This window comes from Citrobacter sp. SX206 (genome assembly GCF_024181025.1).
Lineage (GTDB): Bacteria > Pseudomonadota > Gammaproteobacteria > Enterobacterales > Enterobacteriaceae > Citrobacter > Citrobacter youngae.
Map to the genome: position 1 here is coordinate 4,209,454 of NZ_CP049738.1, position 25,397 is coordinate 4,234,850.

Annotated in this window: 28 protein-coding genes; 19 read left to right on the plus strand and 9 right to left on the minus strand. The window is 54.5% G+C overall.

The window, feature by feature from the left end; translation table 11 throughout:
- Positions 1-18: 18 nt before the first annotated feature.
- Together G8S19_RS20335 and crfC are read right to left on the minus strand one after the other, a co-directional pair.
- On the minus strand, positions 19-912 hold the full coding sequence (locus G8S19_RS20335; RefSeq protein ID WP_048213874.1) for a diguanylate cyclase regulator RdcB family protein: 894 nt from the start codon (positions 910-912) through the stop codon (positions 19-21).
- The gene (gene crfC / locus G8S19_RS20340) at positions 909-3,266 is read right to left on the minus strand and encodes a clamp-binding protein CrfC (protein ID WP_115601124.1); all 2,358 of its coding nucleotides are present in this window, start codon (positions 3,264-3,266) and stop codon (positions 909-911) included. The genes G8S19_RS20335 and crfC overlap by 4 nt, the downstream gene beginning before the upstream one ends.
- Before the next feature lie 542 nt (positions 3,267-3,808).
- Here crfC and G8S19_RS20345 point away from each other — a divergent pair.
- The 16 genes from G8S19_RS20345 to phnP all read left to right on the plus strand — a co-directional run bounded on the left by G8S19_RS20345 (position 3,809) and on the right by phnP (position 15,731).
- Entirely contained in the window at positions 3,809-4,144 is a 336-nt protein-coding gene (locus tag G8S19_RS20345; RefSeq protein ID WP_003031835.1) for a zinc ribbon domain-containing protein YjdM, read from the plus strand.
- Between the two features lie 140 nt (positions 4,145-4,284).
- Positions 4,285-4,734, plus strand: coding sequence for a VOC family metalloprotein YjdN (gene yjdN / locus G8S19_RS20350; protein WP_061067053.1), 450 nt, complete (start codon positions 4,285-4,287; stop codon positions 4,732-4,734).
- Positions 4,735-4,866: 132 nt separating this feature from the next.
- Positions 4,867-5,655 carry a phosphonate ABC transporter ATP-binding protein gene (gene phnC / locus G8S19_RS20355; RefSeq protein ID WP_048213877.1) on the plus strand — a complete coding sequence of 263 codons (789 nt, stop codon included), beginning with the start codon at positions 4,867-4,869 and terminating at the stop codon, positions 5,653-5,655.
- 155 nt (positions 5,656-5,810) lie between these two features.
- The gene (phnD, locus tag G8S19_RS20360) at positions 5,811-6,827 is read left to right on the plus strand and encodes a phosphonate ABC transporter substrate-binding protein (RefSeq protein ID WP_048213878.1); all 1,017 of its coding nucleotides are present in this window, start codon (positions 5,811-5,813) and stop codon (positions 6,825-6,827) included.
- Positions 6,828-6,931: 104 nt separating this feature from the next.
- Positions 6,932-7,711 carry a phosphonate ABC transporter, permease protein PhnE gene (gene phnE / locus G8S19_RS20365; RefSeq protein WP_016155398.1) on the plus strand — a complete coding sequence of 260 codons (780 nt, stop codon included), beginning with the start codon at positions 6,932-6,934 and terminating at the stop codon, positions 7,709-7,711.
- Positions 7,712-7,731: 20 nt separating this feature from the next.
- Positions 7,732-8,457: a phosphonate metabolism transcriptional regulator PhnF gene (gene phnF / locus G8S19_RS20370; RefSeq protein WP_101742861.1), complete on the plus strand. Its 726-nt coding sequence runs from the start codon at positions 7,732-7,734 to the stop codon at positions 8,455-8,457.
- Complete coding sequence (phnG, locus tag G8S19_RS20375) at positions 8,458-8,910, plus strand: phosphonate C-P lyase system protein PhnG (protein WP_124021047.1); 453 nt, start codon at positions 8,458-8,460, stop codon at positions 8,908-8,910.
- Positions 8,907-9,503: a phosphonate C-P lyase system protein PhnH gene (gene phnH, locus G8S19_RS20380; protein WP_253685808.1), complete on the plus strand. Its 597-nt coding sequence runs from the start codon at positions 8,907-8,909 to the stop codon at positions 9,501-9,503. The genes phnG and phnH overlap by 4 nt, the downstream gene beginning before the upstream one ends.
- The gene (locus G8S19_RS20385) at positions 9,503-10,570 is read left to right on the plus strand and encodes a carbon-phosphorus lyase complex subunit PhnI (protein ID WP_253685810.1); all 1,068 of its coding nucleotides are present in this window, start codon (positions 9,503-9,505) and stop codon (positions 10,568-10,570) included. The genes phnH and G8S19_RS20385 overlap by 1 nt, the downstream gene beginning before the upstream one ends.
- A 46-nt stretch (positions 10,571-10,616) precedes the next feature.
- The gene (phnJ, locus tag G8S19_RS20390) at positions 10,617-11,408 is read left to right on the plus strand and encodes an alpha-D-ribose 1-methylphosphonate 5-phosphate C-P-lyase PhnJ (RefSeq protein ID WP_232034721.1); all 792 of its coding nucleotides are present in this window, start codon (positions 10,617-10,619) and stop codon (positions 11,406-11,408) included.
- Positions 11,405-12,163: a phosphonate C-P lyase system protein PhnK gene (gene phnK / locus G8S19_RS20395; protein WP_048213884.1), complete on the plus strand. Its 759-nt coding sequence runs from the start codon at positions 11,405-11,407 to the stop codon at positions 12,161-12,163. The genes phnJ and phnK overlap by 4 nt, the downstream gene beginning before the upstream one ends.
- Positions 12,164-12,172: 9 nt before the next feature.
- Positions 12,173-12,853 (plus strand): phosphonate C-P lyase system protein PhnL, encoded by a 681-nt coding sequence (phnL, locus tag G8S19_RS20400; protein ID WP_124021050.1) that lies wholly within the window; start codon positions 12,173-12,175, stop codon positions 12,851-12,853.
- Positions 12,850-13,986: an alpha-D-ribose 1-methylphosphonate 5-triphosphate diphosphatase gene (gene phnM, locus G8S19_RS20405; protein WP_116360962.1), complete on the plus strand. Its 1,137-nt coding sequence runs from the start codon at positions 12,850-12,852 to the stop codon at positions 13,984-13,986. Before phnL ends, phnM begins: the two co-directional genes overlap by 4 nt.
- 2 nt (positions 13,987-13,988) lie before the next feature.
- Complete coding sequence (gene phnN, locus G8S19_RS20410) at positions 13,989-14,543, plus strand: ribose 1,5-bisphosphokinase (protein ID WP_253685812.1); 555 nt, start codon at positions 13,989-13,991, stop codon at positions 14,541-14,543.
- Positions 14,530-14,964 carry an aminoalkylphosphonate N-acetyltransferase gene (gene phnO, locus G8S19_RS20415; protein WP_061067047.1) on the plus strand — a complete coding sequence of 145 codons (435 nt, stop codon included), beginning with the start codon at positions 14,530-14,532 and terminating at the stop codon, positions 14,962-14,964. The genes phnN and phnO overlap by 14 nt, the downstream gene beginning before the upstream one ends.
- A gap of 8 nt (positions 14,965-14,972) precedes the next feature.
- Positions 14,973-15,731 carry a phosphonate metabolism protein PhnP gene (gene phnP / locus G8S19_RS20420; protein WP_253685814.1) on the plus strand — a complete coding sequence of 253 codons (759 nt, stop codon included), beginning with the start codon at positions 14,973-14,975 and terminating at the stop codon, positions 15,729-15,731.
- 52 nt (positions 15,732-15,783) lie between these two features.
- Here the strand turns inward: phnP and G8S19_RS20425 are convergent, their stop codons facing one another.
- From G8S19_RS20425 to G8S19_RS20440, 4 genes are all read right to left on the minus strand, one after another.
- Complete coding sequence (locus tag G8S19_RS20425; protein WP_048213890.1) at positions 15,784-16,125, minus strand: HigA family addiction module antitoxin; 342 nt, start codon at positions 16,123-16,125, stop codon at positions 15,784-15,786.
- A 26-nt stretch (positions 16,126-16,151) separates the two neighbouring features.
- Entirely contained in the window at positions 16,152-16,454 is a 303-nt protein-coding gene (locus tag G8S19_RS20430) for a type II toxin-antitoxin system RelE/ParE family toxin (protein ID WP_046671374.1), read from the minus strand.
- Between the two features lie 155 nt (positions 16,455-16,609).
- A complete protein-coding gene (gene yjdP, locus G8S19_RS20435) occupies positions 16,610-16,939 on the minus strand; it encodes a DDRRRQL repeat protein YjdP (protein ID WP_253685816.1) in 330 nt (109 codons plus the stop codon).
- 69 nt (positions 16,940-17,008) lie between these two features.
- Positions 17,009-19,273: a hybrid sensor histidine kinase/response regulator gene (locus G8S19_RS20440; RefSeq protein ID WP_124021056.1), complete on the minus strand. Its 2,265-nt coding sequence runs from the start codon at positions 19,271-19,273 to the stop codon at positions 17,009-17,011.
- Between the two features lie 114 nt (positions 19,274-19,387).
- Between G8S19_RS20440 and G8S19_RS20445 the strand changes: the two genes are divergently transcribed.
- Genes G8S19_RS20445 through G8S19_RS20455 form a run of 3 tightly spaced genes read left to right on the plus strand, consistent with a single transcriptional unit; the run spans position 19,388 to position 22,870 of the window.
- The gene (locus G8S19_RS20445) at positions 19,388-20,911 is read left to right on the plus strand and encodes a sugar ABC transporter ATP-binding protein (RefSeq protein ID WP_124021057.1); all 1,524 of its coding nucleotides are present in this window, start codon (positions 19,388-19,390) and stop codon (positions 20,909-20,911) included.
- The gene (locus G8S19_RS20450) at positions 20,904-21,899 is read left to right on the plus strand and encodes a ribose ABC transporter permease (protein WP_124021058.1); all 996 of its coding nucleotides are present in this window, start codon (positions 20,904-20,906) and stop codon (positions 21,897-21,899) included. Before G8S19_RS20445 ends, G8S19_RS20450 begins: the two co-directional genes overlap by 8 nt.
- A gap of 29 nt (positions 21,900-21,928) precedes the next feature.
- Complete coding sequence (locus G8S19_RS20455) at positions 21,929-22,870, plus strand: ABC transporter substrate-binding protein (protein WP_048219905.1); 942 nt, start codon at positions 21,929-21,931, stop codon at positions 22,868-22,870.
- Positions 22,871-22,943: 73 nt separating this feature from the next.
- Here G8S19_RS20455 and G8S19_RS20460 read toward each other — a convergent pair whose 3' ends face one another.
- The 3 genes from G8S19_RS20460 to G8S19_RS20470 are packed head-to-tail and all read right to left on the minus strand — an operon-like array spanning position 22,944 to position 25,388.
- A complete protein-coding gene (locus G8S19_RS20460) occupies positions 22,944-24,350 on the minus strand; it encodes a hypothetical protein (RefSeq protein ID WP_061067041.1) in 1,407 nt (468 codons plus the stop codon).
- Positions 24,347-24,607: a PAAR domain-containing protein gene (locus G8S19_RS20465; RefSeq protein WP_253685818.1), complete on the minus strand. Its 261-nt coding sequence runs from the start codon at positions 24,605-24,607 to the stop codon at positions 24,347-24,349. The genes G8S19_RS20460 and G8S19_RS20465 overlap by 4 nt, the downstream gene beginning before the upstream one ends.
- Position 24,608: 1 nt before the next feature.
- The gene (locus tag G8S19_RS20470) at positions 24,609-25,388 is read right to left on the minus strand and encodes a hypothetical protein (RefSeq protein WP_124021060.1); all 780 of its coding nucleotides are present in this window, start codon (positions 25,386-25,388) and stop codon (positions 24,609-24,611) included.
- Positions 25,389-25,397: the final 9 nt, after the last annotated feature.

Here is a 25,397-nt window from a genome sequence, read left to right on the forward strand (position 1 = left end):
GCCTCACGCCCCCCCAGCTCAACTGATGAGCTGGGGGGGTGCGAAAATCTCCTCAACCATCGCATCAACCAGTCGCTTTGCCGAACACAGTCTCGGCATCCCTAACGCCACATTCTGCCAACGCTGCGTCACCGACCAGCTCACCGGATGACGCTGCGCATCGCACCAGTCACCCAGCCAACTCAGCAGATCGTTATGTTCGCTCGAACCCCCAACTGCAGGTGAGTTCAGCCATTGATGATAATAATGGCGCGTAGTTGGTGCCGCATTCACGCTATGCGCCAGCGTCTGGGCAGCCATCGTGCGTAAATTGTCTTTTAGCATCGACACTACATCGGCATTCGCCAGCCGACAGGCATCACCAAAGGCGCCCCAGCGCAGTTCCTCCAGCGCAACAAAGCAGCGTCCGGGTAATGACCAGCCGTCATACGCGCCAGCCCGCCAGCGAGTAAAAATCTGTTCACTGTGTTCGCCTGCCTGCACGGTCAGCCCACGTTGCGTCAACGCTTTCTCTTTATATGCGCTACGTTGGGCAAACCCGTCAGCCAGTGAAATTAATTGCTGCATCACGCCGGGAGTTGATTGTCCGCGTGGCTGTTCAGTTTGTTGTAAGAACACCAGTCGCTCGGCAATACGTACCAGCGCCAGGTGACCAGGATCGATAGTACCCGCCAGTTTTTCCACCAGCTTAAGGCGCATCACCAGGTGTTCGCTGGAAACCCCCGCCATCACCCACGCCCGCAGTTGCGTCTGGGATAACACTTCCTGCGTCAGGCGCGCACGCAACCGCTGCTGCTGCTGCAGAAAACCGCCGGAACGTTTGGTTTCATCTCCCTGAACCAGATCGACCATAAACTTCGGGTAGACGCACTCCAGCGTCCGCCCAGGGCCTTCCAGTAACACGTTAGTCATGTATGCTCGGTTGCAAAAAGGGTGTGGATATCGTCACGCAGCAAGCGGGAATCTTCATAAATCCATGCCGCCGTCGTAATACGATGCTGCAATTGTTCATTCATTGCATTCACCGCCGATTCATTTTGCTGGCGCAGGGTCAGACTCTCGCGCAGGCTCGCCTGCAATTGCGTCAGACACAGTGAAAAATCAGCAAAAAACGTGGCCATGCCTGCCGTAACGGAAATATCGACCTGAGCAACTAAAGCTTTACGAATTTGTTGGCAAAACTGAGTGACATAATGGACAAGATTCTTGTGCAACGCGCCCATATCAATGAGGTAACGCGTTTTTGTTTCGACATAATCATTCCATCCCCAGTTGGGCTGATTCAACCAACGTGAGAACGTGTCACGCACAACACCACCGGTGGACGGGGTATTATCAGCAGGGATATCCTGTTCAATAGCCTCGTTAAACAACTGGCGGGTATTGAAATTAAACATCGCCGCATGAAAGGCTGGAAAACGGATCCGAGCACGAAAACCGGCGTGGTTCAGTTCCTCTTTCACCCGCTGCTCAATAGGCCGCATAGCGTCATTCAGCGCCCGGGATAACGTCGATTCAAGCGCCTCAAAACGCAGCGCCAGGTCCCGGCTGATACTCTCCTGCGCCGCCAGCAGGACAACCTCACAGGAGGAGCGAATTTTATCTAACACAATTTTCGCTTGCCCCTCGTCATGCAACACCAGCATATCACCGGCCATTTCCGCCGTTGCAATGGCAGCTCCCATGCCATGTTGTGACATCATCAGCACGTTTTCTTTAACAAAGAACGTGTTGATGCCGCACAGAATCTCGGTCTGTTGCTCACTAAGATAGGCCGCAGCAGCCTCCAGCGCCAGCTCAACCTCGTGACTGACCTCGTCGCCCACCCGCGCCTGGCTTCTCTGCAACTGTTGCATATCATCTTCAATATGCGCGATGTTCATCTGCAACTGCTCATAGGCTACGGTTAAGCCGTGGGCGCGAAACTCCAGGTATTCGTGTGCGCTTTGCGAATAGTTCAATAACTTGTGCGATGCCGAGCGAAGCGCATACAGCGAAGCATTGGCGTGAGCGGCGTGAATGACTTTCTGGATCGGCTGCTCAAACAACGAATCCTCCCACAGCAGATCGGCGGCATGGCGAATATGTTCTTTATCCTCAAGATCGGTGGTACGCCAGCGTCTGCCGAGTGCCGCTTCGGCAAAGTCCTGGACCCAGCGCTGCTCCTGATGATCCGGCAAGCGCCCATTATTCATGAGTTCATGACGTGCCCTGTTGGCCAGATATCCCCACATTGAGGAGACCGGATAAATACGTTCAGGCGTAATACCACCTTTCATCAACGTGCCGGAAATTAACGCCCGCACCTGCTCTTCATCATCACTGTTGCGGTCTTTCTGATCGAATTTGTTAACCAGCGCATACAGCGGTACTGACTTTCCAACCGCCATAATGGCCTGACGGACTTCCTCATCCGAAATCGACTTCAGTTGGGTATAATCCATCACCGCCAGTACCGCTGAAGCCCGCGCCAGCTGTTCATTGAGCATTTGTTGTAAGTGTGGCTGCCCGGCCTCATTCGGCCCGGGAGTATCCAGCAGCGTCAATTGTCCCGGATAACTTGCCAGCCCGGCCAGATGCACGAACTCAACCTCAATAACCGGAATATGCTCAATTGCAGCATAGGCGGCAAACGGAAACTCCACCTCCAGCGCTTTAGACAAACGCACCAGATCGTTCAGGCTCTTGAGAAAATGGAAAATAGGCTGTGCGCCAAGGTAATACCGTTCAAATGCCACGCCGTTTTCAATATGTTGAAGCAGGGCATTCATATCCTTATCTATTTCCAGCGTCTGAGCCAGACGCTGACGATCGCATTCCCGCACGCGCTGCTGTAATACTTTCATTAAGGCGTCAATTGGCGCGACATGCGAAAAATGCAGCACCGGCTCTTTCTGTCCCGGTGTATGGCGGATAAGGGTCGGTAACGCCGTCATCGGGCGATTACGATTAGGTAAAACCTCAGTTCCGACAATCGCGTTAATCGTCGTCGACTTTCCCGCCTTCATCGTACCGACGATCGCCAGAACCATTTCCAGACGGGTAATCTTTCGCAGTTCATTGTTGAGCGTTGCCTGCTGGACATCCATGCCACGCGCGCTGAAATGCAGGGGCTGAACAACCTGTCCACTATGCTCTCCTTTTTTCAGCATGACATCATTCGCCGAGGTCATTGGCAATTTCTGCAATTGCCTGAGATGTTCAAGAGAGAGCATCAGTAAGCGTTCAGCTTCCTGACTTAATTCATAAATTGTCTGTGTGTACATGGAAAATCTTTCCTTAACGCAAATAGCATTACTTTTATTTAGCCAAATCGTTTTATTTATAGATTTTCGGCTTTTATAATTACGTGTGGAAATAATTAAAATTAAAACAACCAGCTGATATTATTAAAATAAAATTTATCGTATGACTGCTGGCCTGATGCCTCTCACTTACTATATTAAGTAAGAAAGATAAACAGAGTAGTTCAGTTTTAAAAAATGCCAGCTTAATTCCCCTACCAAATTTAAGGGGGTCACAAAGTATTCACTCACAATGACTTAGCTAGTCTGTAAGCCATGCTACCTATGAATATCGGGTGTTTCGCCTCACCTTATCTTAAATAGCTAAACGTAGCAATTTCCCTTAAAAAATATTCCGTCTGGTTTTCATAGACGTGAAAGCAACCTGACGCCACAACAGATAGTTGGGCATAATTGGCCTGTAGCCCCGACAAAAGCAGGGATTTTATGTATAATTGCGGCCTTTTTCGGCAATCTGCCAATTTTGGGCGCTTTTGCCCCTGCTGACTTTTGAGGAAATCCACATGTCATTACCACACTGCCCACAATGCAACTCCGAATACACTTACGAAGATAACGGCATGTTCATCTGCCCGGAATGCGCTCACGAATGGAACGACGCTGAACCCGCTCAGGACAGCGACGAACTGATCGTTAAAGATGCTAATGGCAACCTGCTCGCCGATGGCGACAGCGTTACCGTAGTAAAAGATCTGAAGGTAAAAGGTAGCTCTTCCATGCTGAAGATCGGTACCAAAGTGAAGAATATCCGCCTGGTTGAAGGCGACCACAACATCGATTGCAAAATCGATGGCTTTGGCCCAATGAAGCTGAAATCTGAGTTTGTGAAAAAGAACTGATGCAAATTGCCTGACGGCGCTACGCTCATCAGGTCTACACCAGCTCATCTGCCAGGCGGGAAGCCCATACTTCCCGCCTGGTTTATTTATACAGACGATAACTACACTTAACTGGCTTCTCTTACTCTGAGGTAAAGATTATGCCGTTAAGTCCCTATATCTCCTTTGCAGGCAACTGCGCTGACGCTATCGCCTTCTACCAAAAAACGTTAGGCGCTGAGCTGCTCTACAAAATCAACTTCGGTGAAATGCCCAAATCGGCGCAGGACAGTGAAGAAGGTTGCCCTTCTGGCATGAAATTCCCCGATACCGCTATTGCCCACGCCAACCTGCGCGTTGCGGGCAGCGATATCATGATGAGCGATAGCGCCCCCGACGGAAACGCGCACTACTCTGGCTTTACGCTGGTGCTCGACACACAAAACGTCGACGAAGGTAAACGCTGGTTTGATAACCTGGCAGTAAACGGAAAAATCGAAATGGACTGGCAGGAAACCTTCTGGGCCCACGGTTTCGGTAAAGTGAGCGACCAGTATGGCGTGCCGTGGATGATCAACGTCGTCAAACAACAGCAACCCCCTACAGAGTAATCCAACGGGAGGCCAGCCCTCCCGTACTGTCATCAAATATCGCTCAACTCTTCATCGCCAAGTAACCTTCCTTTAACGAAAACGTCACATTAATCCGCCACGATGGGGCCACTTTTTTAGGGAGGCCGCATCATGCAAACGGTTATTCGCGTCGAGAAACTCTCCAAATCCTTCAATCAACATCAGGCGCTTAATGCGGTTGATCTGAATATCTGTGCCGGTGAGATGGTGGCTCTGCTTGGGCCGTCCGGCTCCGGCAAATCCACCCTTTTACGTCATTTAAGCGGTTTGATCGTCGGTGATAAATCGCCTGGTAGCCACATCGAGCTGCTGGGCCGCACCGTTCAACATGAAGGCCGCCTGGCGCGCGATATCCGCAAAAGCCGCGCCCACACCGGCTATATCTTCCAGCAGTTCAATCTGGTGAACCGCCTGACGGTGCTGGAGAACGTCCTGATTGGCGCGCTCGGCAGCACGCCGTTCTGGCGCACCTGTTTTAGCTGGTTTACCGCTGAGCAGAAACAACGCGCGTTACAGGCGCTGACCCGCGTCGGCATGGCGCACTTTGCATATCAACGTGTTTCCACGCTCTCCGGCGGGCAGCAGCAGCGCGTCGCGATTGCCCGCGCGCTGATGCAGCAGGCCAAAGTGATCCTTGCCGACGAGCCGATTGCCTCGCTGGATCCGGAATCCGCGCGCATCGTGATGGACACCCTGCGCGACATCAACCAGACCGACGGCATCACCGTGGTCGTCACGCTGCATCAGGTGGATTACGCCCTGCGCTACTGCGAACGCATTGTCGCGCTGCGCCAGGGCAACGTCTTCTTTGATGGCAGCAGCCAGCATTTTGACAACGACCGTTTTGACCATCTCTACCGCAGCATGAACCGCGTCGAACAGAACGCACAGGCTGCATAGTTCTAAAAAACCAGGCGTTATTGGCGCAGCCAGGCTGGAGACGGCCAGCGCGGAAAAACCGGAGCGTACACGCAGTACGTGAGGATTTTGAGCACTGCCCGGATTCAGGCTGGCAAGTGAAATAGCCTGGAACAATGACTAATTAAGGAAACGACATGAGCTATAAGACAGTTGCCGCGCTGGCTTTCACCAGCATGTTTAGCGTCAGTACCTTGTTAAGCCCGGCCCATGCCGAGGAGCAAGAAAAAGCGCTGAACTTTGGCATTATTTCGACCGAATCACAGCAAAACCTGAAGCCACAGTGGGAACCGTTCCTGAAGGACATGGAAAAATCGCTGGGCGTGAAAGTAAACGCCTTCTTCGCTCCGGACTACGCCGGGATCATCCAGGGCATGCGCTTTAACAAAGTGGATATCGCCTGGTACGGCAACCTCTCAGCAATGGAAGCGGTGGATCGCGCTAACGGACAAGTGTTTGCCCAGACCGTCGCCGCCGACGGATCCCCGGGTTACTGGAGCGTGTTGATCGTTAACAAAGACAGCCCGATCAACAACCTGAACGATCTGATCGCCAAACGTAAGGATCTAACCTTCGGCAACGGCGATCCCAACTCTACGTCAGGTTTCCTCGTCCCCGGTTATTACGTCTTCGCCAAAAACAACATCTCCGCCAGCGACTTCAAACGCACCGTTAACGCCGGGCATGAAACTAACGCCCTGGCCGTCGCCAACAAACAGGTGGATGTGGCTACCAACAACACCGAAAACCTCGACAAGCTGAAAACGTCCGCACCGGACAAGCTGAAAGAGTTGAAGGTTATCTGGAAGTCACCGCTGATCCCAGGCGATCCGATCGTCTGGCGTAAGAACCTCTCTGAAGCCACCAAGGACAAGGTGTACGACTTCTTCATGAACTACGGCAAAACGCCGGAGCAGAAAACCGTCCTGGAACGCCTGGGTTGGGCGCCGTTCCGTGCCTCCAGCGATCTGCAACTGGTGCCGATTCGCCAACTGGCGCTGTTTAAAGAGATGCAGGGCGTGAAGGACAACAAAGGGCTGAACGAGGAAGAGAAAACCAGCAAAACCTCGGCGCTGAAAGCACAGCTTGATGATCTCGACCGCCTGACCGCCGCCCTAGGCGCCATGACCAGCGTCACCAAAGCGGTGCAATAACCCTGATGCCCGGTGGCGCTTCGCTTACCGGGCCTACGATGTTTTGTAGGCCGGATAAGGCGCCTGCGCCGCCATCCGGCAATAACCGATGCACGGAGCCAAACATGCAAACCATCACCGTTGCCCCGCCCAAGCGTAGCTGGTTCTCGCTGCTGAGCTGGGCCATTCTTCTCGCCGTGCTGGTGGTCTCGTGGAAAGGCGCCGAAATGGCCCCGCTCACGCTGATCCAGGATTCCGGCAATATGGCAACCTTCGCTGCCGACTTCTTTCCACCTGACTTCAGTCAGTGGCAGGACTATCTCGGTGAAATGGCCGTCACGCTGCAAATCGCCGTCTGGGGTACCGCCCTCGCCGTGGTGTTGTCGATTCCCTTCGGCCTGATGTGCGCCGATAACCTGGTGCCGTGGTGGATTTACCAGCCGATGCGTCGCCTGATGGACGCCTGCCGCGCCATCAATGAAATGGTCTTCGCGATGCTGTTCGTAGTCGCCGTCGGGTTAGGGCCATTCGCCGGGGTGATGGCGCTGTTTATCCACACTACCGGGGTACTCTCCAAGCTGCTTTCCGAAGCGGTAGAAGCCATTGAGCCGGGTCCGGTAGAAGGTATTCGCGCCACCGGAGCCAACAAAATTGAAGAGATTCTGTACGGCGTTCTGCCACAGGTCATGCCGCTGCTTATCTCCTACTCGCTGTATCGCTTTGAATCCAATGTTCGCTCGGCCACGGTAGTCGGGATGGTGGGAGCCGGTGGTATCGGCGTGACCTTATGGGAGGCGATTCGCGGCTTTCAGTTCCAGCAAACCTGCGCCCTGATGGTGTTAATCATCGTCACCGTCAGCCTGCTGGATTTCCTTTCCCAGCGTTTGCGTAAGCACTTTATCTGATTAGCGAGGCATTGATTGCTATGCACTTGTCTACACATCCGACCAGTTATCCAACGCGTTATCAGGAAATTGCCGCGAGACTTGAGCAGGAGCTACGTCAACATTATCGCTGCGGTGACTATCTGCCCGCCGAGCATCAGCTTGCCGCGCGCTTCGAGGTAAACCGCCACACCCTGCGCCGTGCCATTGACCAGTTGGTTGAACGCGGCTGGGTGCAGCGTCGTCAGGGCGTGGGGGTTCTGGTGCTGATGCGCCCGTTCGACTACCCGCTGAATGCCCAGGCGCGCTTTAGTCAGAACCTGCTGGACCAGGGCAGCCACCCCACCAGTGAAAAACTGCTGGCAGTGCTGCGTCCGGCCTCCAGCCACATTGCCGATGCGCTCAGCATAAACGAGGGCGATAACGTGATTCACCTGCGCACCCTGCGCCGGGTTAACGGGATCGCACTGTGCCAGATCGACCACTATTTTTCCGACCTCTCGCTGTGGCCGCTGCTGCAAGGCTTCAACAGCGGCTCACTGCACGACTACCTGCGCGAACAATCCGGTCTGACGCTGCTGCGCACGCAAACGCGCATCAGCGCCCGCCGTGCGCAGGCCAAAGAGAGCAAGGTGCTGGAAATCCCCAACATGGCGCCGCTGCTGTGCGTGCGCACTCTGAACCACCGTGAAGGCGAAGAACAGGCGGCGGAATATTCCGTCAGCCTGACCCGCGCCGACATGATCGAATTCACCATGGAGCACTGAATGCATTTCGATACCGCCACCCGCCAGCGCTGGATGCGCGCGCTGGCTTACAGCAATGCCGATGCCCTGAATGCGCGTATCAAGGCGCTCAAACTAACGCCGGACTATGAGCTTATCCGCGCCCCGGAAAGCGGACTGATGCAGATCCAGGCCCGTATGGGCGGCACCGGTAATCGCTTCTTTGCTGGCGACACCACGCTTACCCGCGCGGTTATTCGCCTGAAAAGCGGCACGCTGGGCTACAGCTACCTGCTGGGACGCAACAAACAACATGCCGAGCAGTGCGCGGTGATTGACGCGCTACTGCAGGAACAAACGCATTTCCAGAACCTAATGGAAACCTTAATTGCCCCGCTGGAAGCGGAACGCGATGCGCTGATTAGCGCCCGCCGTGCCGAAGTCAACGCCAGCCGGGTCGACTTCTTCACGCTGGTACGCGGAGATAACGCATGACACGATCTACGGCACTTCTGACCGCATTTAATTTACCCGTTCAGGATGCTCAGCAGAGCTTTCGTCGCCTGCTGAAAGCCATGAGCGAACCGGGCGTAATCGTCGCCCTGCATCAACTGAAACACGGCTGGCAGCCGCTGGGTCTGGCGACCACCAGCGTGCTGCTGACCCTGGTCGATAGCGACACGCCGGTCTGGCTGGCGCCGTCGATGGATAACGATATCGCCCGGCAGAACCTGCGTTTTCACACCAACGCGCCGCTGGTGGATCAGCCGCAGCTGGCGGCCTTTGCCGTCACCGACGAACGCATTAGCAGCGAACAGCTAAATGCCCTCTCAGCCGGTTCCGCCGTCGCACCTGAAACCAGCGCCACGCTGATTGTGCAAGTTTCTGGCTTAAGCGGTGGACGCATGCTGCGTCTGACCGGCGCGGGCATCGCCGAAGAGCGCATGATCGCACCACAACTGCCGGAATGCCTGATTCACGAACTTACCGAGCGCCCGCACCCGTTCCCGCTGGGAGTCGATCTGATCCTCACCTGCGGCGAACGGCTGCTGGCTATTCCGCGAACCACCCATGTGGAGGTGTGCTGATGTACGTCGCCGTCAAAGGGGGCGAAAAGGCGATAGCCAACGCCCACGCCCTGCAGGAAAACCGACGCCGGGGCGATGAGACCATTGCTGAACTGAGCGTGGCGCAAATCGAACAGCAGATGAACCTGGCCGTTGATCGGGTGATGACCGAAGGCGGCATCGCCGATCGCGAACTGGCGGCACTGGCGCTAAAACAATCCAGCGGCGATAACGTCGAAGCCATCTTTTTGCTCCGCGCTTACCGCACTACGCTGGCAAAGGTCGCTGTCAGCGAACCGGTTAACAGCGCAGAAATGCGCCTTGAGCGCAGAATCTCCGCGGTCTACAAGGATATTCCCGGCGGGCAGCTGTTGGGTCCAACCTATGACTATACCCATCGCCTGCTGGATTTTACCTTACTGGCCAATGGCGAAACCCCGCCGCTGCGCAGCGCAGACGGCGCGCAGGATGCCTCCCCGCACGTCTTTTCCCTGCTCGCGAACCAGGGCCTGGCAAAACGTGAAGAGGATGATGGCGCGACACCCGACGACATCACCCGCACGCCGCCGGTTTACCCCTGCTCACGCGCTTCACGTCTGCAACAGCTGATGCGTGGTGACGAGGGATATTTGCTGGCGCTGGCCTACTCCACCCAGCGCGGCTACGGGCGCAACCACCCGTTTGCCGCCGAAATCCGCAGCGGCTATGTGCCACTGGAAACCGTCCCGGAAGAGCTGGGATTTGCGGTGAACGTCGGCGAACTGCTGATGACTGAATGCGAAATGGTCAACGGTTTTGTCGCGCCAGAAAATGAATCCCCCCATTTTACCCGCGGCTACGGGCTGGTGTTTGGTATGAGCGAACGTAAAGCGATGGCGATGGCGCTGGTGGACCGCGCCCTACAGGCAGCCGAATACGATGAAACGGTCACAGGACCGGCGCAGGACGAAGAGTTCGTGCTGGCGCATGCGGATAACGTCGAGGCGGCGGGTTTTGTTTCGCACCTCAAACTTCCCCATTACGTCGATTTCCAGGCCGAACTGGAACTGCTCAAACGCCTGCAACAGGAGGCCACTCGTGACCACTAACCTCTCCGGCTACAACTTTGCCTATCTTGATGAGCAGACCAAACGCATGATCCGCCGCGCAATTCTGAAAGCGGTAGCGATCCCCGGTTACCAGGTACCATTTGGCGGTCGCGAAATGCCGATGCCCTACGGATGGGGAACCGGTGGCATTCAACTTACCGCCAGCGTGATTGGCGAGCCGGACGTGCTGAAAGTGATTGACCAGGGCGCGGACGACACCACCAACGCCGTGTCGATTCGCAACTTTTTCAAGCGCGTAACTGGCGTTAACACCACCGAACGTACGGAAGACGCCACGCTAATTCAGACCCGCCACCGCATTCCGGAAACGCCGCTAACAGAAGATCAGATAATCATCTTCCAGGTGCCGATCCCCGAGCCGCTGCGCTTTATCGAACCGCGCGAAACGGAAACCCGCACCATGCACGCGCTGGAAGAGTACGGCATCATGCAGGTGAAACTGTATGAAGATATCGCCCGCTTCGGTCATATCGCCACCACTTACGCCTACCCGGTGAAGGTCAACGACCGCTACGTCATGGACCCGTCGCCAATCCCGAAATTCGACAATCCGAAGATGGACATGATGCCGGCCCTGCAACTGTTTGGCGCAGGCCGCGAAAAGCGCATCTATGCCGTGCCACCTTACACCCGCGTGGAAAGCCTCGATTTCGACGATCACCCGTTTACCGTGCAGAGCTGGGATGAACCTTGTGCCATCTGCGGCTCAACCCACAGCTATCTCGATGAAGTGGTGCTTGATGACACCGGCAAACGCATGTTTGTCTGCTCCGACACCGACTACTGCCGCCAACAGAGCGAGGCCCTCAGCCAATGACGCAACCGCTGCTTTCAGTCAATAACCTGACCCATCTCTACGCGCCGGGCAAAGGCTTCAGCGATGTCTCTTTTGACCTGTGGCCTGGCGAAGTGCTGGGTATCGTCGGCGAGTCCGGTTCTGGCAAAACCACGCTGCTGAAATCGATCTCTTCACGGCTGACGCCGCAGAGCGGTGAGATCTTATATCAGAACCGTTCGCTGTACGGCATGAACGAGGCCGACCGTCGCCGTCTGCTGCGCACCGAATGGGGCGTGGTGCATCAGCATCCGCTGGATGGCCTGCGCCGTCAGGTTTCCGCCGGCGGCAATATCGGCGAACGCCTGATGGCCACCGGCGCGCGTCATTACGGCGAGATCCGCGCCACCGCACAGCGCTGGCTGGAGGAGGTGGAGATCCCTGCCTCGCGTATCGACGACCTGCCAACCACCTTTTCCGGCGGTATGCAGCAGCGCCTGCAGATCGCCCGCAACCTCGTCACCCATCCCAAACTGGTGTTTATGGACGAACCCACCGGCGGGCTGGACGTTTCGGTACAGGCCAAACTGCTGGACCTGCTGCGCGGCCTGGTGGTGGAACTGGATCTGGCGGTGGTGATTGTCACCCACGATCTGGGTGTGGCGCGTCTGCTGGCAGACCGTTTGCTGGTGATGAAACAGGGTCAGGTGGTGGAAAGTGGGTTAACCGACCGCGTGCTCGACGACCCGCACCATCCGTACACCCAGTTGCTGGTGTCGTCCGTTTTGCAGAACTAAGAGGCTCAAATGATCCGCGTTGAAAACGTCAGTAAAACTTTTGTGCTGCATCAGCAAAACGGCGTGCGTCTGCCGGTGCTGCAAAACGCCACGCTGGAAGTGAAAAATGGCGAATGCGTGGTGCTGCACGGTCACTCGGGTAGCGGCAAGTCCACGCTGCTGCGATCGCTGTACGCCAACTATCTGCCGGATGAAGGACACATCCACATTCGCCACAGCGATGAGTGGGTCGATCTGGTGCAGGCCCCGGCGCGCAAAGTGTTGGAAGTTCGCCGTTCAACCATCGGCTGGGTAAGCCAGTTCCTGCGCGTAATCCCGAGGATTTCCGCGCTGGATGTGGTGATGCAACCGCTGCTGGATCTGGGTGTCTCCCGTGAGGAGTGTGCAGCCAAAGCGGCTAACCTGCTTACCCGCCTGAACGTGCCGGAGCGGCTGTGGCACCTGGCACCGTCGACCTTTTCCGGTGGCGAACAACAGCGCGTCAACATCGCCCGCGGGTTTATCGTCGATTACCCAATTTTGCTGCTCGATGAACCCACCGCCTCGCTGGACGCCAAAAATAGCGCCGCAGTCGTCGCATTGATTGAAGAAGCGAAAGACCGCGGCGCGGCAATTGTCGGCATTTTTCACGATCAAACCGTGCGCGACCGCGTAGCGGATCGCCTGCACCTGATGGGAACAACAGCATGATTATCAACAATGTAAAGCTGGTGCTGGAAGATGACGTGGTGCAAGGATCGCTGGAAATTGAGGGCGGGATTATCCGTGCCTTTACTGAGAGTCAGAGCCGTTTACCAGAGGCGCTGGACGGCGAAGGCGGCTGGCTGCTGCCAGGGCTTATCGAGCTGCATACCGACAATCTCGACAAGTTTTTCACCCCGCGCCCGAAGGTAGACTGGCCTGCCCACTCGGCGATGAGTAGCCACGACGCGCTAATGGTCGCCAGCGGCATTACCACCGTGCTGGACGCAGTGGCGATTGGCGATGTGCGCGACGGTGGTGACCGTCTGGAAAATCTGGAGAAGATGATCAACGCGGTGGAAGAGACGCAAAAGCGTGGGGTCAATCGCGCCGAGCACCGTCTGCATCTGCGCTGCGAGCTGCCGCATCACACTACCCTGCCGCTGTTTGAAAAACTGGTCGGTCGTGAGCCGGTGACGCTGGTGTCGCTGATGGACCATTCCCCCGGCCAGCGTCAGTTTGCCAATCGAGAGAAGTACCGCGAGTATTATCAGGGCAAGTATTCGCTCACCGACGAGCAGATGGCCCGTTATGAAGAAGAACAGTTAGCGCTGGCTGCGCGTTGGTCACAGCCCAACCGCACGGCGATTGCCCAGATGTGCCGTGATCGCCAGATTGCGCTGGCGAGCCATGATGACGCCACCCACGATCATGTCCTTGAATCGCATCAACTTGGCAGCGTGATCGCCGAATTTCCCACAACTTTCGAAGCCGCCGATGCCTCACGCCAGCATGGCATGAACGTGCTGATGGGCGCACCTAACATCGTGCGCGGCGGTTCTCACTCCGGCAACGTGGCGGCACATAGGCTGGCTGAGCTGGGGCTGCTGGATATTCTCTCCTCCGACTACTACCCCGCCAGCCTGCTCGATGCGGCATTTCGCGTAGCGGATGACGATGCTAACCGCTTTACGCTGCCGCAGGCTATTCGTCTGGTGACCCGCAATCCGGCGCGGGCATTAAATCTTGACGATCGCGGCGTTATTGCCGAAGGGAAACGCGCGGATCTGGTGCTGGCACACCGCAAAGGCGGCAACATCCATATCGACCACGTCTGGCGTCAGGGCAAAAGGGTATTCTGACTATGGGTAAACTGATCTGGCTGATGGGACCATCCGGCTCCGGTAAGGACAGTCTGCTGGCAGAACTTCGCCAGCAGGAACCTGCACAACTACTGGTGGCACATCGTTACATCACCCGCGCCGCCAACGCCGGGAATGAAAATCATATTGCACTGAGCGAACCAGAGTTTTTTACCCGCGCCGGGCAGAACCTGCTGGCGCTGAGCTGGCATGCTAATGGTTTGTACTATGGCGTCGGCGTGGAGATTGACCTCTGGCTGCACGCCGGGTTTGATGTGGTGGTCAACGGTTCACGCGCACATCTGCCGCAGGCGCAGAGTCGTTATGGCACTTCTCTACTCCCCATTTGCTTACAGGTTTCCCCGAAGATTTTACGCCAGCGCCTGCAGGCTCGTGGGCGGGAGAGCGAAACGGAAATCGCCGCCCGTCTTGAACGCGCAGCCCGCTACGCCCCGTATGACTGCCACGTCCTGAATAACGATGGTAGTTTGCAACAGTCTGTCGCTACACTACTCACACTGATGGGACGCAAGGAGAAGAAACATGTCTGTCTGTGAATTACGCCGCGCCACGCTCTACGATACCGATGCGGTTTACGCGCTCATCTGCGAGTTAAAGCAGGGTCAATTCGACCTGCAGGCTTTTAGCGCTGGCTACGCCGCCAATCTGCAGGATCCAAATATGCACTACCAGCTGGCGCTGCTCGACGGACAGGTCATCGGATTGATCGGCCTGCATTTGCAGTTTCATCTGCACCACGCTAACTGGATTGGTGAGATTCAGGAACTGGTAGTGATGCCACAGGCACGAGGGCTAAGCGTTGGCAGCCAGCTGCTGGCCTGGGCCGAAGCCACTGCGCGCGAAGCGGGGGCGGAAATGACCGAGCTTTCCACCAGCACGCAGCGTCTTGACGCGCACCGTTTTTACCAGCGCGAAGGCTATACCATGAGCCATTTTCGCTTCACCAAACCGTTGTAGGGGGAGCCATGAGTCTGACCATTACGCTGACGGGAACGGGCGGCGCGCAGCTGGTTCCCGCATTTGGCTGCGACTGTGCGGCCTGCCAACGAGCACGCTTACAGGCGCAATATCGTCGACGCCCCTGCAGTGGCGTGGTCAAATTCAACGACGCGGTGACGCTGCTGGACGCGGGGATCCCCCATCTGATGGACGACTGGCCGGCAGGCAGTTTCCAGCAGTTCCTGCTCACTCATTACCATATGGATCATGTACAGGGACTGTTTCCGCTGCGCTGGGGGGTGGGAAAAACGATCCCGGTGTACGGCCCACCGGATGAACAGGGCTGCGACGATCTGTTTAAGCATCCCGGCATTCTTGATTTTAGCCAGACCGTCGCGCCGTTTGTGGTGTTCGATTTACAGGGATTGCAGGTGACCCCTTTACCGCTCAACCACTCTAAGCTGACGTTTGGCTATCTGCTGGAGACCGCGCACAGCCGCGTGGCGTGGCTCTCTGATACCGCCGGACTGCCCGACAAAACGCTGAAGTTTCTGCACAATAACCAACCGCAGGTGATTATCATCGACTGCAGCCACGCCCCGCGTAGCGAGCCACCGCGCAATCACAGTGATTTAAATACCGTTATCGCGTTGAACGACGTTATCCGCTGTCCACGGGTGATCCTGACGCATATCAGCCATCAGTTCGACCTGTGGATGATGGATAACCCGCTGCCCGCAGGGTTTGAGGCAGGATATGACGGAATGGAGATTATGATGGAGTAAGGAAATTTGCCGGATGCGATGAAAACATCTTATCCGGCCGACAAGACGATAGTCAGGCGACTTTTTTAGACTCGCTATTTCGCTGAGCGATAAAATCTTTAACCGAAACAATGCGGTTCAGTTCTTCTTGCGCCCGCATGTCATTTTCAACTTCCCACAGGTCAACCGCCGCCTGTAAGTTACGCCAGAAATCAACGGAGGTATCGAACGCTTTGGCCAAACGAAACGCCATATCCGTTGTTAATTTGCGATTATTGTTGACCAGTGCGCTCACCGTATTGCGATGAACATGCAGTATTTCAGCCAGATCGTTAATTTTCAGTTCGAGCGGCTCCAGGTATTCATATTGCAGGATATCACCCACAGTCGTTGGTTTTCTGGTTGCCTGTTTCATATCGTTACCTTAGATTTTCTCTAGTTCTAGTAGATGTGTGGATCTAAGTACACATCTTCGGCCTTACCGTTAACCCATTTAAATATTAATCGGTACTGCTTGTTTACTCTGATTGAAGAATATTCCTGTAATTTTCCGGTTAACTCTTCATATCTGTTACCGGGTGGCGAGCGCAAATCCCGATGCGAAACAGCCGCATTAATGATATCCAGCTTTCTGGCTAATGCAGTATGAATATCCGCTGGTATTTTTCTGTGCGATGTCGCCCGCTCAAAAAAATCTTCAAGCCATGTATCCCGAAAGCTCCTGATATTTAATGATTTAGACATTCCATTGCCGGCTCCTTTTCCATAAGCATAGAGAGATTATAATGCATATATGCACTGTGCTCAAGTGCATGCATTGACATAAAATGGCGAGATGTTGAGCTGACAGCTAAATCCCTTACAGGGGATAAAATATTCTTACATTTAGATAGTTACAGTTAACGATCGTAATCTTCTTCCATTCTGCGTTCTTCGTCTTCTAACTGACGCCGTTCTTGATCAAGTTGGCGCTGACGGTCATCCAGTTGGCGACGTCGATCTTCAAACTGGCGTCGCCTGTCATCATACTGCCTGCGCCGATCGTCACTCATCTGGCGTTCCCAGCCATTGTCGCGGGCTTCGTCGTAATCCCGCCCGTTATCGGGTTTGTATGCGTCGTTAATCGCCTGCTGAATATTGCCGATAGCTTCATCGATAATATCGGCCTGCGCCGAAACGGTGGTCACCATTAGCAGACTGAAAAGAAAGAATGTCAGGGAGCGTTGCATCAAACCCGCCTCATCAAGAAACACACCCCACGGTAATCAAAGCGTATTTGCGCGGGTAGCGGAGGAATCTCAATTACGTGCGAGTCGCAGCGCCTGCGCCAGTTCTCCTCGGGTAAACGGTTTACGCAATAGCGCCACATCCGGCAGCGCCGGGTTATGCGCCGGACGTAAATCCTGGCCGCTAATCAGCAGAATGGTGAGCTGGGGGTAGTGCTTCAGCGCATGGTTGACGACATCCACCCCACTTAACCCTCCAGGCAGCATTAAGTCGCTGATAAAAATATCAATCTCGGAGGAAGCCGCCAGCATATGCAGCGCCTGCTCGCCGTTGGCGGCCTCCAGCGTCAGATAGCCCAGCAGATGCAACTGTTCACACAACGTCTGGCGCACGTCGGCCTCATCTTCGAGCACCAGTACCAGCTTTTCACCGCTGTTCGCCGCATGTTCCGCTATCGGTTCTGCCTGAATCTGTACCGGCACAACGGCACGGGGAAGCTGTAACCGAACCGTGGTTCCCTGCCCGGGGGCGCTTTCAATCTCCACCCGACCACCGGATTGACGCACAAAGCCGTACACCATCGATAATCCCAGACCGCTGCCGCTGCCGGTCTGTTTGGTAGTGAAAAATGGCTCGAAGACCTGCGCTTTCACTTCCTGCGACATCCCACTTCCCTGGTCGGCTACCTCCAGCATCACCATGTCCTGCTTACGCCCATCGCTGCGCGTAACCCGTTGATTCCAGGTGCGGATTTTTATCGTCCCCGTCTGCCCGTCCATGGCGTCACGGGCGTTCATCACCAGATTGATAATGGCGTTTTCCAGTTGGCTGACGTCAATCCACGCGGGCCAGGCCGGAGACTGGGCTTCAATTTCCAGCGTCAGCGTGGCGGGTAGCGAATGACGCATCAACTCTCCCAGATTCTCCAGCAGCGTTTTCAGCTCTACCGCGTGCGGATGCAAAGACTGTTTGCGCGAAAAAGCCAGCAGCCGCTGGGTCAACAGCGCACCACGTTCAGCCGCTTTAAGCGCCCGATTGACCCGTGGCGCGTCGGGAGAATCCGGATCCACCAGATCCAGACTGCCGATAATCACCGCCAGCAGGTTATTAAAATCATGCGCTAATCCGCCCGTCAGCTGTCCTACCGCCTTCAGTTTCTGACTGTGCAGCAGCGCTTCCTCCAGCCCCTGACGCTCGGTGCGGTCGATTTCCATCTGCGTGGTTTTTTCTTTCAGCAGCCGGGTGGTGTGTTCGAGCGACGCCGTATTGCGGGCAAAGACGCTAAAGGCACGCGCCAGCTCGCCCAGCTCATCGCGCCGTTGCAGGGCCGGGACGCTGACGTCTGATTCCCCATGCGCCAGCCGGGTCATCGCCCGCGAAATGGCTGTCAGGTTGGAACCGAGATTGCGGTAGATATACCACCCGGCAAAACCGGTGATCACCACCGCCAGCAGCGCAAACGCCAAAATAAACAACGCGCCGGATTGCAGTTCCCGATGACTTTGCGCCACCCGCTGTTCGGAGATAATCGCCACCTGCGAGGCATACTGGTTGATATCGCTGTTGAGGATCGCCACCAACGCTTTGATGTGGAACATATACCAGCTGATCGCCAGATCGCTTTGTTCCAGTGCCGACGAAAGCGGCTCCAGCTTATGCAACTCCTGGTTGAAATCGTTGAGGATGTTGCTAATCAGGAGGTTGCTGGTTTGCAGAGGTAGCGCGGGCATCACCTCGTCCAGTTGTTTGATCACCGAACGCGGCGTGGGGGTTTCAATGGCAGCCACAATTAAGCGGTCTATTTGTCCCAGCAGCACGTCATCCTGCGCGCCGGTCAGCTTTTGCAGGTGACGCAAATAACTTTGATTCTGATACAGCGAACTGAGCAGCGCGTTACGTTCCAGGTGCCGCCGCTGACCGCGCTGCAACATACCTTCCACGCTGCTTTGTAGCTCCTGGCTGCGCTGGATAATTCGCTCGACCAGCACCGGCTCCTGCTGCGCCAGCGGTGCGGTAGCCAGTTGTTCCAGCGACTGCTTCAGCGCCCTTTGCGTCTCCTGCAGCCGCTCCGCTTCACCTTTGTATTCCAGTGCGCCAACCACCTGCGACAGCCGCACCGCCGCTGTCGCGACGTTTGCCGTATCACGCGCCAGATTCATGCTGCCGGTCATATCGTCAACGGTTTGCTGCTGCACCTGCTCCTGGATCTGGCTGGCATGCTGAAATCCCAGCACCGCCACACCGCTCACCATCAGCGTGACCGCCACCACCAGCAGATTAAAGAACAGTAATCGTCCACGCGCACTGGCGAAAAAGTGACGTCCCGGTTGCGGCATATCACGCTCCGTGAAGAAAAATCGCAATATGACAAATATGAACGGCTTCTGACATTTTGCATTTACATTCCTGTGATGGACTGCTGATATCGGCCACCCCACAGGAGATCCGCCATGAGCAGGACACCGGTTCTGGAGATGCGCAACATTGCCAAAGCGTTTGGCAAATTTTACGCGCTGAAAGGGGTCGATTTAACGGTCTGGCCGGGCGAGATTCATGCCCTGATGGGCGAGAACGGTGCGGGGAAAAGCACCCTGATGAAGATCCTCGCGGGCGCCTATACCGCCACCAGCGGGGAGATCCTGATTGACGGTCAGCCGTTTCACATTCGTGGGCCAAAGGATGCGCTGAGCGCAGGCATCACGCTGATTTACCAGGAGATGCAGCTCGCGCCAAACCTGACGGTGGCGGAAAATATCTTTCTTGGCAGCGAGCTGTCGCGCGGCGGTCTGGTCCAGCGTAAAGAGATGATCATGCAGTCACAGAAGGTTATCGACCGACTCGGCGCCCAGTTTAAGGCCAGCGACCGGGTAATGACGCTGACCATCGCCGAACAGCAGCAGGTAGAAATCGCCCGCGCCCTGCACCGTAACAGCCGCATTCTGGTGATGGATGAACCCACCGCCGCCCTCTCCTCCCGTGAAACCCACCGCCTGTTTGAACTGATCATGCGCCTGCGCGATGAGGGGATGGCGATTATCTACATCAGCCACCGCATGGCGGAAGTGTACGAACTCTCCGATCGCGTCAGCGTCCTGCGCGACGGGCAATACGTCGGCAGCCTGACTCGCGACAAACTCAACGCCCCGGAGCTGGTGCGCATGATGGTGGGCCGTCCGTTAAGCGATCTGTTCAACAAAGAGCGCGATATTCCTTTGGGTAAAGCGCGCCTTAACGTCCACCACCTGACCGACGGCAATAAAGTCCAACCGTGCAGCTTACTGGTGCGCTCCGGGGAGATTGTCGGCCTCGCGGGCTTAGTCGGCGCCGGGCGTTCCGAACTGGCACAGTTGATTTTTGGCGTGCGCAAAGCCATCGGCGGCATGATTGAAGTGGACGGTGAACCGGTGGTTGTCCACTCCCCGCGCGAGGCGATTGATCACGGCATTGGTTTTCTGACGGAGAACCGCAAAGAACAGGGGCTGTTTCTGGAGCTGGCAGCGGCAGAGAACATCACCATGGCGACGCTGGAGCGCGACGCCACCTGGGGCATGCTCGATCGCAAAAAGGCGCAGGCGATTTCCGATGACGCCATCAAATTGCTCAACATCCGCGTGCCGCATGCACAGGTCCGCGCAGGCGGCTTGTCCGGCGGCAATCAACAAAAGCTGTTGATTTCACGCTGGGTGGCGATCGGCCCACGCATCTTGATCCTCGATGAACCGACGCGCGGCGTGGACGTCGGCGCCAAAAGCGAGATCTACCGGATCATGAACGATATGGCGCGCAAAGGCGTGGCGATCCTAATGATCTCCAGCGAACTGCCGGAAGTGGTCGGGATGAGCGATCGCGTGTACGTCATGCGCGAAGGCAGCATTGCCGGCGAGCTGGACGGGAAAAGCATTACCCAGGAAAACATTATGACGCTGGCAACCGGCGTGAACGACTCCCATCATCAGGCGGTGCCCCATGAATAATCCAACCACTCCCCAGCAGGTGGTGAAATCCGCCTCCGCAAAAAAAATGCTGATGAGCGATCTGATGCAAACGGTCGGTATCTTACCGATTCTCATCCTGATAGTGGCGGTGTTTGGCTTTATCGCGCCTAACTTTTTTACCGAAAGCAACCTGCTGAATATTACCCGCCAGGCGTCGATCAACATCGTGCTGGCCGCTGGCATGACCTTCATTATTTTAACCGGCGGCATCGATCTTTCGGTTGGTTCGATTCTCGGCACCACCGCAGTAGCGGCGATGGTGGTTTCGCTGATCCCGGAATTTGCCATGCTGTCAGTGCCTGCTGCACTGTTGCTCGGCATGGTGCTGGGGTTGTTTAACGGTGCGCTGGTCGCTTTTGCCGGCCTGCCGCCGTTTATCGTCACGCTTGGAACCTATACGGCGCTGCGCGGCGCGGCCTATCTGCTGGCGGATGGCACGACGGTGATTAACTCCAACATCAGCTTTGAGTGGATCGGCAACAACTATCTCGGCCCGGTTCCATGGCTGGTGGTCATTGCGCTGGCGGTGGTGGTGGTGTGCTGGTTCATTCTTAGGCGCACCACACTCGGCGTTCATATCTATGCGGTTGGCGGCAATATGCAGGCCGCGCGCTTAACCGGGATCAAAGTGTGGCTGGTGCTGCTGTTCGTCTACGGCATGAGCGGTTTGCTCTCAGGTCTTGGCGGAGTGATGAGCGCCTCGCGGCTGTACAGCGCCAACGGCAACTTAGGCATGGGTTATGAGCTGGACGCCATCGCGGCGGTGATCCTCGGCGGCACCAGCTTTGTTGGCGGGATCGGCACCATCACCGGCACGCTGGTGGGGGCGTTGATCATCGCCACGCTGAATAACGGCATGACGCTGATGGGCGTCTCCTATTTTTGGCAATTGGTGATCAAAGGGGCGGTGATCATCATAGCGGTGCTGATCGACAAATACCGTACCCGACACCATCAAAGTGCATAACAACAACATCTTACTTCGAGGAATACAGCATGAGATTGAAGCCCTTAGTGACCGCGCTCTGTGCTGGCGCACTGCTTGCTAGCGCTCCGTTTGTGCAGGCAAAAGAACTGAAATCGATCGGCGTTACGGTGGGCGACCTGGCGAACCCGTTCTTCGTGCAAATAACCAAAGGCGCGGAGCTGGAAGCGCGCAAACTGGCCGGTGATAACGTCAAAGTGACGTTGGTTTCCAGCGGCTACGATCTGGGGCAACAGGTGTCGCAAATCGACAACTTTATTGCCGCCAAAGTCGACATGATTATCCTTAACGCCGCCGACTCCAAAGGCATCGGCCCGGCGGTTAAACGCGCGAAAGACGCCGGGATCGTGGTGGTTGCCGTTGACGTGGCGGCGGAAGGCGCAGACGCGACCATTACTTCCGATAACACTCAGGCAGGTGAAATGGCCTGTAAATACATTACCGACCGTCTGAAAGGCAAGGGCAACGTCGTCATTATCAACGGGCCGCCGGTATCTGCCGTCCAGAACCGTGTGGAAGGCTGCCAGACCGAATTTAAACGCCACCCGGACATCAAGGTGCTGTCGCATAACCAAAACGCCAAAGGCAGTCGCGAAGGCGGGCTGGAGATCATGACCGCGTTGCTGGCGGCGAATCCGAAGATCGACGGCGTGTTTGCGATTAACGATCCCACGGCGATCGGCGCCGATCTGGCGGCAAAACAGGCGCAGCGTAGCGAATTCTTTATTGTCGGCGTAGATGGATCCCCAGACGGTGAAGAAGCACTGAAGCGCGAAAACTCACTATTTGTGGCGACGCCAGCACAAGATCCACAGGTGATGGCTGCCAAAGCGGTCGAAATCGGTTATGACATATTGCAGGGGAAACCCGCCCCGAAAGAACCCGTGCTGATCCCGGTGACGATGATCGATAAAAACAACGTCGGCAGTTATAAGGGTTGGACGGTTAAATAAATCCTGAACCGACTGATGCTCTCCTGCCACAAAGAGAGTCAAAGAAGCAAGAGCGCCCGTCAGGGCGCTTATCTCATAAATACTGAGAGTAATAAATATCCATTTTCTCCTCTATATTATGACTCAGTATAAAAGAAAAAATCATAACCGCCGTGTAAATAACCGGAATACCAATAACTAAAGGTGTAAACGTATACCAGGGGTGACTTTGGAACAGTTCCAGTGGTACGAGACTTACAAATCCCATACACCATAAAATAATGGCGCACAATTTTATTATTCTCCAATAATCATCGAAATCCAGCTTATCAAGTGCCGGACAAGATCCTGGATATTTAGCAGCTATTATGCCAGATTGAATAGTGTCTGCAGATGTACTGGCGAATAACTGATGGCCTTGACCATATTTTGCAGCATCCGCAGCCAACGCCAATACAACCCAGCGCTGAACCTCTGTGCTTTGCCCAGTTACGGCCTCCAGTTCATATCGACTATCGGCCAGAATACTCGTTTTTGCGTTTTCTATTCCACTAAACAATACGAATTTTGACTGCTTATCCAGTGAGTTGAACCATAGTTTTTTAATCTTACTAACATCCACTTGCTGTGCAGAAAGATATGTACTTACGATTTCATCAAGATAGTAAGGGGTACTGTCCATCATGCGTAATAAATATAAAGGTGTGTCTTTATCTTCAAGCAGTTTCGTACTGGTGAAAATAAAAGCATTAGCACTTTCGAAGAAATCATAATTATTTTCATTATGCAATTCAACTGCAATAACAAGGCTATTTTCAGACATATTTAAATCAACCCAATCATTTATTAAAAAATAATCAGGACATTCGTAAAGGATATTAATTTTTCCGACCTTATCGTTGGGGATGCCCAGACTTGCCAGTACCGCCTTAAAACTATTACCGATAGTGTCATCCGCTCCCTTAACATACATCCAGGTATTAAAAGGCCGATAATCCCTGACAAGAGAATCTTTGAGGGGCTCTATCAACTGCCTTAGCACTTTATCAACTCTGGTGTCATCCATTGAGTCAACTTCAATATCAATTCGTAACGGCGTTGCAGAACCTGCTGGCGCTTCACCCTCTAGTTTCTGAATTTTTAATGCCAGTTCAGGTACCGGGAGAATGGATGAATAGTCTAAAAGAGGCAATGCTCGTATTGCCCAGTTTTTCCACCTATTCATACCATACAGCTCAAGATAACCCGCATAGTAACATGGAAAATATATAACACCGTAAATGATTACCACCACACACCAGATTGCTAACACTATTAGCGACGGGATACCTATTGCATTCCATATCAGATCATCAGGAACCTTCTTGTCCTGCAACCAGCTGAATATATTGTACGTTATAAAAAACAGAAATATAGCACAGCTAATGATCAGCACAATATTAAGCGGGAATTGTTCTGGCTCCTGATACGGATTCTTGTTTGGTCTCTTCCATTTATTCATTTACTTACCCCCGCCGTTGGCAGTGTGGTTTTTATTGCACAACCGCAAGCAGCCCTACACCCATCCACAACAACGCCTCTACCGTCCATTGTCCAGGTTGGTTCAAAATCAAGTATGGGAAAGGTCCCTTTATGCGCAATACAAAAAACAGTATCCCCCATTAAAGCAACAGGGATTCCCATAAACTTGCTACCAGAAGCTTTGTTCACATATCCACCGTTTTCCAGCGGGTCATTTAGTCTGATTACACCTTTCATATTATTTCCCCGCATTCAGGTCGCAGTGCATCCGCGTCCAGCCCTTATAGCCCACCACTTCTGGTTCTTTGTCCGGCAGATTTTGATAGTTAGCCTTATAACCCTCCGTTAAATGGGCTAAGGATGCTTTCATAAATACCACCGTTCCCCAGGCAGCTTCTGGAAACTCAGGACTGGTATGACCGTCCACATACTCGCCACTGGATTTATGTTTGCCTGGCCTGTAGAGATAATACGTGTCATCAAAGTATTGATAATCAATACCCGGACCACCCGGCTTTAAACGCGGGTCGTCAAATGGGTATGAACTCATATATAAATGATTCTGCGCCGTGGTAATAAACGTCTGGTTATTGACCACCACCACTCTTTTTATTTCTTTTCCTTCCGGATAGTCACGCATAACCCCATCGGAGTTTCTTTCCAGCGCCCGGGAAGAGGCCATATAGTCTGCTACCTGCCACGTTTGTCCGTAATCTTTAGATATCTTGTAAGCATCTGGCTCCCATCGTGGTATCAGAATATACTTATCTGATGGGTGAATATATACACCGGAAAAGATCTGATACGTTGAATAAACGCCATTTACTAATTCTTTATGTATATTCCGCCTGATATCATGATACCAAAGCGCTCCCTCACAATTATAGCCTTTTAATTCCAGATATCGGTTATCATCATAGCGATAAATAATCTGTGAGGGTGTTCTTTTTGTACAGGCAGCGATAGCACATAGCGAAATAGTTCCGATCATTATTTTTAACGCACTTCCCTTATTCATAATTTATCC